The sequence below is a fragment of the Lebetimonas sp. JS032 genome (assembly GCF_000523315.1).
Classification (GTDB): domain Bacteria; phylum Campylobacterota; class Campylobacteria; order Campylobacterales; family Nautiliaceae; genus Lebetimonas.
On record NZ_ATHS01000002.1, the window covers coordinates 77,913 to 88,356 of the forward strand.

Below are 10,444 nucleotides of genomic sequence, written 5' to 3' on the forward strand. Positions count from 1 at the left end.
CTTCTTTTTTGATATAATTTTAAAAAAAGGTTTAGTATGCTGATAAAAGAAGCTCAAGTGCCTTTTCTTTCCAGAAAAATTGCATATGATTTATTAAATTCAGGATTTGTGAATTATCCCAAAGGCATTGATAATGCTATTAAAGAAATTGAAGATATTATAATGGATGATGCTTTGTGGGAAAGGGAAATAGAAGATAAAGCCAGAGAAATATTAGCAAAACAGGAAGAAGAAAATGAATTTTTATTTTATGATGTTGACAGAAGAGAAGTGTTTAAACTTATAAAAAAAGAAATTGCAAATGAAGAGGGGTTTAATTTAAAAAGAGATGAAAGAATAGATGATTTGGCACATTTTTTGGTAAAAGAATTATGGGATAAAGAATTAATTGATTATGATGTAAGGGATGGAAAAATAAAAAATATTGTTTTTAAATCTATAATGGATTTTTTAAAAAGGGAAATTGAAGCAAGGGACGAAGTTTATAAAAAGCTTGAAAACTACAAAAGGCCTTTGGTTCCTGGAAGTGAAGAGTGGGAACTTGTATTTAACAGACTTTACGAGCAGGAGTTAAGAAAAAGAGGACTAATTTAGAGGTGAAAATGGTGAAAATGGTGAGTAGTAAAAAGTTGCCAAGCGGCTACGGTGAAAAATTAAAAGTGAAAAGTAAAGGTTTAAAATGAAAGTTACTGTTTTGCTGGAAAACGGAATGAGTTTTACTGCCCGCGGATTTGGGGCAGGCGGAACAAAAGTCGGGGAAATTGTATTTAACACATCAATGACCGGATATCAGGAAATCATTACAGACCCGAGTTATGCCGGCCAGTTTGTGGTTTTTACCATGCCTGAAATCGGGAATGTAGGGGTAAATAAAGATGACAATGAAAGTAAAAAAGCCTATCTTAAAGGTATAATTGTCAGAGAATATGTTGATAACTGGTCAAATTTCAGGGGAGAAAAAAGTCTAAATGAATTTTTAAAAGAGCAAAATATTCTTGGAATCAGCGAAATTGACACAAGGTTTTTAACAAAGCTTATAAGAAAAGAAGGGGCTATGATGATGATAGCCTCAAGCAAAATTCATAATATTCAAAAATTAAAAGAAATTTTAAATCAAACCCCTAGAATTGAAGAAGTTGATTATATAAAAGAGGTAAGCACAAAAGAGGCTTATATTCATCCTAATGGAGCTTGGAACGGTAAAGAGTTTAAATATAATCCTAAAAAAACAGATAAAAAAATAGCAGTACTTGATTTTGGGGTAAAAAGAAATATTTTAAACGAACTGACACAGGCAGGAATGGAATGTAAGGTAATGCCGGCTTCAACAAAGGCGGAAGAAATTATTGAAATGTATAAAAACGGGGAAATTCAGGGCGTGTTTTTAAGTAACGGTCCGGGTGATCCTCTGATTTTGAATGAAATTCATAAAGAAATTCAAAAAATATTAAAAGAAAAAATACCGATGTTTGGAATATGTCTGGGACATCAATTACTTAGTATTTCTCACGGATATCCTACTTATAAGCTTAAATTCGGGCATCACGGGGGAAATCATCCGGTAAAAAATTATATAAACAGAAAACCTGTTGTGGAAATAACCGCTCAAAATCATAATTATAATGTCCCGGAAGAGATTGAGAAAATTGCCGAGGTCACACATAAAAATCTTTTTGACGGTTCAATTGAGGGTGTTAAATACAAAAATGAACCTGTTTTTTCTGTTCAGCATCATCCGGAAGCATCACCAGGGCCGCATGACAGTAAATATATATTTAAAGAATTTTATAATATGCTATGAAAAATTTTGATTTTATCCAAAAAATCCTTTTTGGAATTTTTGAACTGTTTTTATTATTTAGCGCTATAGTGATTTTAATAGCCACTTTTACAACTTCTCCTGTTATCTCTTTTATTGTTTTTATTTTTTTAATTTATCTTGTTTATTATTTGGCTTTGAAATATCTGTTTAATTAAAAAATCAATTACCAGCTTCCGCCTCCTCCACCGCCGCTTCCCCCTCCCGATGAATCGCTTCCCCCAAAACTTATTGATGAGCTTTCATTTGGAGAATAATTTTTTGTTGTTTCAAATGACGAATGTAAATTTTTATCTAGATTAAAAAATGAATCCATATCCCCTTCAAACCATAAAATTTGAGTGTTGAAATGTATGTATATTTTTAACCTTCTTCAAGTAATCTGTTAAATAATTTTAAAGTCGCTTTTACGTCTTCTAAAGCGTTATGATAATTTATATTTTTTCTTCCAAAAAAAAATGCTATCGCCTCTTCAAGACGGGGCATTTTCTTTTTTTCAAGCACTACAACGTCGGCGGCGTAATACATTGTGTCAAATATAGGAATATCAATTATGTTCGGATAATGATTAATTCTTTCAAGCTCTCTTTTCATTACGCCGAAATCATATAAAACATTATGTCCCACAACCATATCGAGAGAATTAAAAATATTTAAAATTTCATCTTTTTTTTCTTTAAAGGTCGGCTTGTCTTTCAGCTCTTCCTGAGAAATTTTATGAACGCCGAAAGCTTCTTCTGAAATTTTAGCTTCAGGATTTAGCAGTTCGTAAATTTCTTTTGTGCTCAAATCTTGCATATCCTGTATAACAATCGCATAAGAAATTACATATCCGGTAATATCGGTTGTTTCCGTGTCAAATCCCCCTATTTTTTTTATTTTATTTTCTTTTGGGGTTTTTTTTAAATCATTTATATAATATCTTAAAAAATCTTTACTTGAAAATGCTTTTTGTCTTGGAAACGGTTTGAAACGCTGCATTTTATTTTCTTCTTCCAAAACGACTGAAACCATATAATCATTGTAATTTCTAAAAATTACATTTTCTTTTACATCTTCTCTTAGGCATTTTAATAAATATGTTTTATCATTTTTTAATTTCTCATATGCTTTTTTTCTTGTTTCTTTATTAAATACACTGGCTTTTCTTAAAGTCTCTGTTTTTGGAGGCAGATTCAAATTTATCCTTTTTTATAAAATTATAACATTTTCTACCCACCACCCAACATTCACCATTTTCACTTTTTTAAGATATAATTACATATAAAAAAGGTTTTTTATGCCAAAAAGAGAAGATATCCATTCAATCCTTCTGATAGGCTCCGGTCCGATTGTCATTGGTCAGGCTTGTGAGTTTGACTATTCCGGCGTTCAGGCGGCAAAAACTCTCAAATCTCTTGGTTATAGGGTCGTTCTTGTTAATTCAAACCCTGCTACAATAATGACTGATCCTGAATTTGCAGATGCCACATATATTGAACCGATTACCCCCGAAGTAGTGGCAAAAATTATTGAAAAAGAAAATATTGATGCAATCCTTCCTACAATGGGGGGGCAGACCGCCCTTAATGTTGCTATGCAAATGTACGAAAGGGGAATGCTTGAGAGGGTTGAATTTTTAGGCGCTAACCCGGAAGCAATTAAAAAAGGCGAAGACAGACAGGCTTTCAAAGAAGCAATGCTGAAAATTGGTATGGATTTACCTAAAAGCAGATACGCCTATTCCCTTGAAGAAGCCGAACAGGCTGCAAAAGAAATAGGATTTCCGATTATAATAAGGGCAAGTTATACGCTTGGAGGGCTTGGAAGCGGAGTTGCTTACAATATGGAGGAATTTAAAAAACTTGCCAAATTCGGTTTGGAGGCAAGTCCTATAGGGGAGATATTAATAGAAGAATCGCTTCTTGGATGGAAAGAATATGAGATGGAGGTTATACGCGACAGGAATGATAACTGTATAATAGTGTGTTCTATTGAAAATGTCGATCCGATGGGTGTTCATACAGGGGATTCCATTACTGTTGCCCCGGCTCTTACACTCACTGACAAAGAATACCAGAAAATGAGGGATGCCTCTTTTGCAATACTTCGTGAAATAGGCGTTGATACCGGAGGGAGCAACGTTCAGTTTGCCGTAAATCCGGGTACCGGCAGAATGATAGTAATAGAAATGAATCCCAGGGTAAGTAGAAGTTCTGCACTTGCAAGTAAGGCGACAGGTTATCCTATTGCGAAAGTCGCAACGCTTCTTGCGCTCGGATATACATTAGACGAAATTAAAAACGATATTACAGGAACTGCCGCAAGTTTTGAGCCTACAATAGATTATATTGTCACAAAAATACCACGTTTTACATTTGAAAAATTTCCTCAGGCCGATTCAACACTTACGACTTCTATGAAAAGTGTCGGGGAAGTAATGGCGATAGGAAGGACATTTAAAGAATCATTGCAAAAGGCGATTTATTCTCTTGAAACAGGTCTTGACGGATTTGAAAAAATTGACTGCGGCGAAGATGAGCTGATTAAAAACATAAGAATTCCAAATGATAAAAGGCTTTTATATATCGGTGAGGCTTTCAGAAGAGAAAAAAGTGTTGAGGAAATTTATGAAATTTGTAAAATAGACAGATGGTTTTTAAATCAGATAAAAGAAATAATCGAACTTGAAAAAGAGATAACTCTTGATATTTTAGAAAATGAAACTCTGCTAAGACGTGCCAAAACATACGGGTTCAGTGACACAATGCTGGCTAAATTAATAGGAAAAAGCGAAGAAGATGTATATAAAGCAAGAAAAAAATTCGGAATTGAAATCGATTATAACGAAGTGGACACATGTGCGGCGGAATTTGACACAACTACAAGTTATTTATATTCAAGCGTAAATGTTACAAAAAACGTGCCGCTAAGAAAACCGGATTTTGATGATAAAAAAGTATTAATCCTTGGAGGAGGTCCAAACAGAATAGGTCAGGGAATTGAATTTGACTACTGCTGTGTTCATGCGGCATTTGCCCTTAATGATTTGGGTGTCAAAACTATTATGTATAACTGCAATCCGGAAACTGTTTCAACAGATTATGACACAAGCGATGTATTGTATTTTGAACCTATTACGTTTGAAAGGGTCAGAAATGTGGTTGAACTTGAAAATCCACACGGCGTAATTGTTCAGTTTGGCGGTCAGACTCCTCTTAAACTTGCAAAACCTTTAACTAAAATAAATGCAAAAATAATAGGAACTTCCGCTGAGGTTATAGATACGGCGGAAGATAGGGAAAAATTTGCCGAATTTATTAATGCTCTTGGATTAAATCAGCCTCAAAACGGCACCGCCTTTAAAAAAGAAGAGGCTTTTAAAATTGCAAATACAATAGGATATCCGGTACTTGTAAGGCCTAGTTATGTTTTAGGCGGCCGTGCTATGAGAATTGTCTATAATGATGATGAGCTTAATGAATATATGAGCGAAGCCGTAAAAGTAAGCGAAGATTCCCCGGTGCTTATAGATAAGTTTCTTGACAGGGCAATTGAACTTGATGTGGATGCAATTAGCGACACAAAAGATGTATATATCGGCGGGATAATGCAGCATATTGAAGAGGCTGGAATTCACAGCGGAGACAGCGCCTGTTCTTTACCTACTGTAAGTATAAGTGGGGAAAAAATAAAAGAAATAGAAAACGCCACGAAAGAAATAGCATTAAAACTTGGGGTAAAAGGACTTTTAAATATCCAATACGCGCTTCATCGTGATAAACTATATTTGATTGAGGTAAATCCGAGAGCAAGCCGAACTGTCCCTTTTGTATCCAAAGCCACAGGACTTCCTCTTGCAAAAGTCGCAACAAGGGTTATGTGGAATTTGGCATATAATCCTGAAATCAATAACGGAAAGGTTTTATTGGAAGCTCTTAAATTTTATGATAAATTCAATGTGCTAACTTATGACGAAAATGTATATAAACCGAAAATTCATTCTCACATTGCGGTAAAAGAAGCGGTTTTTCCTTTTAATAAACTTACGGGGGCCGATTTAATATTAGGGCCTGAAATGAAATCAACCGGGGAGGTTATGGGAATAAGCTCAAGTTTTGGAGAGAGCTTTGCTAAATCTCAGCTTGCGGTTAAATTCAATCTGCCTAAAAACGGAAAAGTTTTTGTTTCCTTAACCGATTTGGATAAGGAATTTGCCCCTAAACTGGCCAGAAGCTTAAAAAATCTCGGATTTGACATTGTAGCCACAAGCGGAACATACAAAAAAATCAAAGATGCGGGAATTGAAGTTACAAAAGTTTTGAAAATAAGCGAAGGAAGACCGAATATTGTAGATATGATTAAAAACGAAGAAATAGTTCTTGTTATAAATACAAGCGACAATAAAGCAAGCAAAGACGACGCCAAAATCATAAGACGTGAAGTTTTAAACCAGGGAGTTCCGTATTTTACAACCATTGCGGCCGCATTCGCAGCCGTTGAGGCGATTGAATTTTTACAGACAAACGATATAAAAGTGGAATCTCTTCAAAATTATTTTAAAAAATAAAATAATGAGTAAAAAAATTTCACAACTGGAAAGTTTTGACAAACCTCGGGAAAAATTGCTTTCGAAAGGACCGGGTTTTTTAAAAGATTATGAACTGGTTGCTATAATCCTCGGCAGCGGAGTTAAAGGGAAAGATGTTATTAAACTTTCCCGTGAAATTGTTAAATTACTAAAAAACGATTTTAATTCGCTTACGGTTGAGAAATTAATGAATATCAGAGGACTCGGCATGGCAAAGGCCTCCACCATTATAAGTGCCATAGAACTTTCAAAACGCTATCTCATCAAGCAAAACAAAAAAATAACTTCTTCAAAAGACGTTTATGACGAGCTAAAAGAATACCGCAATAAAAAACAGGAATATTTTATAGCTATCTATCTTGACGGAGCAAATCATATCTGTTTTAAACGTGTTATTACAATAGGCACGCTAAATCAAAGCCTTGTGCACCCGAGAGAAGTATTTGCCCCCGCAATTGAACACAGGTGTGCGGGTGTAATCGTTGCCCATAATCATCCATCAGGGCAGTTGGAAGCGAGCGGGGCTGATATTTCGGTTACCAAAAGATTAAAAGAGAGCGGCAGACTGCTTGGAATTGAATTAATTGATCATCTTATTTTTACTCAAAATGGATTTTTCAGTTTTATTGAAGAGGAGATGTTATAACAATTCCCCTATACCTTTAAATTTTTCCACAAATGCGGATATTTTTTCAAACACATTTCTTTTTTTAGTAAGATATTCTGGGTTCAAAGGACTCATTTTAGGGAGTATTTCATTAAGTTCCGTTCCGTTTTCGCTTGCGTATTTTCTCTTTAGTGAAATATTAATATAGCGTTTAGCCGCTTCGGCGTTTAGATTTTCTTCATTTATTAAATTTTTGGCTTCTTCTTTTTGTTTTTGCTGGGCGAATTCAAAAAACGATTCTATAATTTCACTTTTATCTTTGAAACTGTTTAAATCGCTTTTATTTATAAATTCCACTATTAAGCCTTCTTTTGCACGGTTGCCGAGGCTTGCTCTTATAACGCGTTTAATTTCGTCTATAAGGGCGGATTTATTTTGTTGGAGTTTATGTTTTTCAAAAATAAGCTCGAGTATATAATCGAGATTTATCTCCTGGGATTTTAATAAATCTATCTCGAATTCCACATCGTCCCAATTTATATCTGATTTTTCTGCGTTTTTTCCGTTTTTTTGCACTCTTATCCAATCTCTTATATCATTGTATGTCGATTTATAATCCTGAATTTCTCTTTCGGGGAGTAAATGTATATTTTGAAGAATTTTTATCTCCTCATTGTTTAATCCGTATTCCATTTTTACGTTTTCAAGTGCGTTTTTATCGTTTTTATCTATATTTTGTAGTTGTTTAAGCGCAATAAATTCATCATAATTTTGAAGTATGTTTTCAAGTTTTAAATATTCTCCGAAAAGTTTAACAAATTCTTTTTTGTCGCTCTCTTTTTCAATTTCAGTAGGGTTTGGAAATTTTTGTTTTAGGCTTTTTACAATTTCTAAAAAACCTTTTTGTATTTTTCCGTTTTCTTCAAAACCTTCGATATATTCTCTGTAACTTTTTTCAAGCACTACATTTCTGGTGTTTTTATCCCCGAAAAGTGAAATGGCGTCTATTGTAGCCTGTTCTAAATCTCTAAACGTTATGATGTTTCCGAAAGGTTTGGTTGCATCATAAATCCTGTTTGTTCTTGAATATGCCTGAATTAATCCGTGATACCTTAAATTTTTATCCACAAACAGAGTATTCAATCGCGGAGCGTCAAAACCGGTTAAAAACATTCCCACAACTATCAATAAATCTATTTCGCCGTTTTTAACTCTTTTTGACAAATCCCGGTAATAATTTTGAAACGATTTGCCGTCGACTCCGAAATTTGTAGAAAACATTTGATTGTAATCGTTTATTGCTTTTGCCAAAAACTCTTTTGCACTTGAATTCATAGCCGACAACTCAAAACTTTCATCGGCAATTTCACCTATTGCGTCTTGTTCTTCGTTGGGGGCGTAAGAAAAAATTGTCGCTATTTTTAATTGATTATTTTTTGCGATTGAAATCGCATCTCCATTTTGTTTTTTATTTAGGAGTTGCGGTTTTAACCGCTTATTATCATTTATTCGCTTATTTTGTAACTCTTTAAATTTTTCGTAATACAATTTTGCCGCATCGATATTGCTAACGGCAAACATTGCGTTAAATCCCTTGCCGTTTTGTAAACGGTGTGTTTTTAGATGAAAGTTTTTCAAAATATACTCTGCTATTTCATTAATTCTCTCTGGATGTAAAAGCGCTTTTTTGTTTTCAAGCGCGCTTAGTTTTTTTTCATCTATTTCTTTTTCAAACTCTTTAAATTTAGGTCTGACGTCGTTGTAATCAACTTTAAATTTAAGAACTTTCTCATCGCGTATTGCATCGGTAATCACATAAGAATGAAGCTGACGGCCAAATACACTTGCCGTTGTTTCACTCCCGAGTGCGTTTTCAGGAAAAATTGGAGTTCCCGTAAATCCGAACTGATAATATTTTGTAAATCTTTTTTTAAGATTTTTCTGAGCTTCACCAAACTGACTGCGGTGAGCTTCGTCGAATATAAAAACAACGTGTTTATTGTAAATTTCGAGATTTTTTTCAGTTTTTAGGAGATTATTTAGTTTTTGAATGGTGGTTACTACAATTTTATTGTCTTTTTTCTCCAAATTTCTTTTAAGTCCCGCTGTATTTTCAGAACCGTTTACGCTATCGGGTGAAAATCTCTGATACTCTTTCATTGTTTGATAATCAAGGTCTTTTCTGTCCACCACAAATAAAACCTTGTCTATAAAAGGAAGCTCTGTGGCAAGTCTTGCCGCTTTGAAACTTGTTAGTGTTTTACCTGAACCGGTGGTGTGCCAGATATATCCGCCCGCTTCAACACTTCCCCATTTTTTTGCATTATATGCTGAATTGATTTTCCACAAAATTCTCTCGGTTGCAGCTATCTGATATGGTCTCATAACAAGCAGGGTGTTGTTTACATCAAAAACCGAGTATTTTAAAATAATATTTAAAAGAGTGTTTTTTTCAAAAAAAGTGGCGGTAAAATCTTTCAAATCTTTTATCGGTGTATTGTCCGAAAGCGCCCAGTTCATTGTAAAATCGAAACTGTTTTTATCCCTTTTTACCGTGTTTGCAAAATATCTGGTATCCGTGCCGTTTGAAATAACGAAAATCTGCAAAAATTTATAAAGTGAACTTTCGGAGTTAAAACTCTCTTTTGAATACCTGTGAATTTGGTTAAACGCTTCGCGGATGGCAACACCCCTTCTTTTGAGCTCTATTTGCACCATCGGCAGGCCGTTTACCAAGATCGTTACATCATATCGGTTTTTGTAATTGCCTCTTTGTTCAAACTGCCTTATAACTTGCGCGCTGTTTTTTGATATGTTTTGTTTATCTACAATATAAATATTTTCTATATGCCCGTCGTCGAAAACAAAATCGTAAATATAATCGTCGTGAATTTTGCGAGTTTTTTCTGTTATTCCATCACCTGGTTTATCAAGATATTCATCTAAAAACCTTTGCCACTCCATATTGCTAAATTTTACATTATTTAACGATTCTATCTGCTCTCTTGCATTTTCGAGCAGTTTTTTGGGTGTTTTTATATCAGGAGAGAGTGTTAGCAATTCCGTGTCAGTCAAGGTAAAATACTAAAGAAGAAAGGACTGACATGGAGAAATTTAATTTTGACAAAGCAGTAAAAGATTTATTAGCAGGTAAGAAGATAGGTGGAAAAGATGGAGTATTAGCTCCATTAATTAAAGAATTAGTAGAAGCTGCACTTGAAGCAGAAATAGAATCTCATATTGCAGATGAAGTTTTAGAAGGTAAAAGAAATAGAAGAAACGGTTACAACAGGAAAACAGTTAAATCAACATCTGGAGAATTTGAACTTGCTACCCCAAGAGATAGAGAAGGTAGATTTGAGCCTCAAATAGTAAAAAAACATCAAACAACAATAAGTGATGAAATAGAAGAGAAGATATTATCATTATATGCACTTGGAATGAGCTA

The 10,444-nt window shown here is 34.2% G+C and carries 9 protein-coding genes; 6 read left to right on the plus strand and 3 right to left on the minus strand.

Translation table 11 applies throughout. The features are described from left to right. Positions 1-36 precede the first annotated feature (36 nt). The 3 genes from DZ65_RS0108955 (at position 37) to DZ65_RS0108970 (ending at position 1,977) form a co-directional block, all read left to right on the plus strand. Positions 37-594: a DUF507 family protein gene (locus DZ65_RS0108955; RefSeq protein WP_024788282.1), complete on the plus strand. Its 558-nt coding sequence runs from the start codon at positions 37-39 to the stop codon at positions 592-594. An 85-nt stretch (positions 595-679) separates the two neighbouring features. Beyond that, complete coding sequence (gene carA, locus DZ65_RS0108965; RefSeq protein ID WP_024791607.1) at positions 680-1,801, plus strand: glutamine-hydrolyzing carbamoyl-phosphate synthase small subunit; 1,122 nt, start codon at positions 680-682, stop codon at positions 1,799-1,801. Further along, positions 1,798-1,977 (plus strand): hypothetical protein, encoded by a 180-nt coding sequence (locus tag DZ65_RS0108970; protein ID WP_024788284.1) that lies wholly within the window; start codon positions 1,798-1,800, stop codon positions 1,975-1,977. The genes carA and DZ65_RS0108970 overlap by 4 nt, the downstream gene beginning before the upstream one ends. Before the next feature lie 8 nt (positions 1,978-1,985). On the opposite strand, the gene DZ65_RS10770 is transcribed toward DZ65_RS0108970, so the two are convergent. Continuing rightward, positions 1,986-2,135, minus strand: a complete 150-nt coding sequence (locus DZ65_RS10770; protein ID WP_156919597.1) for a hypothetical protein — start codon at positions 2,133-2,135, stop codon at positions 1,986-1,988. Positions 2,136-2,182: 47 nt separating this feature from the next. Next, complete coding sequence (locus tag DZ65_RS0108980; protein WP_024791608.1) at positions 2,183-2,998, minus strand: exonuclease domain-containing protein; 816 nt, start codon at positions 2,996-2,998, stop codon at positions 2,183-2,185. A gap of 100 nt (positions 2,999-3,098) precedes the next feature. Here DZ65_RS0108980 and carB point away from each other — a divergent pair, with 100 nt between their 5' ends. Both carB and radC read left to right on the plus strand, forming a co-directional pair. Beyond that, positions 3,099-6,368, plus strand: a complete 3,270-nt coding sequence (carB, locus tag DZ65_RS0108985) for a carbamoyl-phosphate synthase large subunit (RefSeq protein WP_024791609.1) — start codon at positions 3,099-3,101, stop codon at positions 6,366-6,368. A gap of 4 nt (positions 6,369-6,372) precedes the next feature. Continuing rightward, on the plus strand, positions 6,373-7,035 hold the full coding sequence (gene radC, locus DZ65_RS0108990) for a DNA repair protein RadC (protein ID WP_024791610.1): 663 nt from the start codon (positions 6,373-6,375) through the stop codon (positions 7,033-7,035). Here radC and DZ65_RS0108995 read toward each other — a convergent pair. Next, positions 7,030-10,056: a type I restriction endonuclease subunit R gene (locus DZ65_RS0108995; RefSeq protein ID WP_024791611.1), complete on the minus strand. Its 3,027-nt coding sequence runs from the start codon at positions 10,054-10,056 to the stop codon at positions 7,030-7,032. The genes radC and DZ65_RS0108995 overlap by 6 nt on opposite strands. A 44-nt stretch (positions 10,057-10,100) precedes the next feature. Between DZ65_RS0108995 and DZ65_RS10210 the strand changes: the two genes are divergently transcribed. Beyond that, on the plus strand, positions 10,101-10,444 hold a 344-nt coding region (locus DZ65_RS10210), incomplete at its 3' end, for a transposase (protein WP_035908414.1).

Excerpts from the sequence above, each read along its gene's own strand:
- DZ65_RS10770 (WP_156919597.1), bottom strand. The coding sequence starts at position 2,135 with ATGGATTCATTTTTTAATCTAGATAAAAATTTACATTCGTCATTTGAA.
- carB (WP_024791609.1), top strand. The coding sequence starts at position 3,099 with ATGCCAAAAAGAGAAGATATCCATTCAATCCTTCTGATAGGCTCCGGT.
- carA (WP_024791607.1), top strand. The coding sequence starts at position 680 with ATGAAAGTTACTGTTTTGCTGGAAAACGGAATGAGTTTTACTGCCCGC.
- DZ65_RS0108955 (WP_024788282.1), top strand. The coding sequence starts at position 37 with ATGCTGATAAAAGAAGCTCAAGTGCCTTTTCTTTCCAGAAAAATTGCA.
- DZ65_RS0108970 (WP_024788284.1), top strand. The coding sequence starts at position 1,798 with ATGAAAAATTTTGATTTTATCCAAAAAATCCTTTTTGGAATTTTTGAA.
- radC (WP_024791610.1), top strand. The coding sequence starts at position 6,373 with ATGAGTAAAAAAATTTCACAACTGGAAAGTTTTGACAAACCTCGGGAA.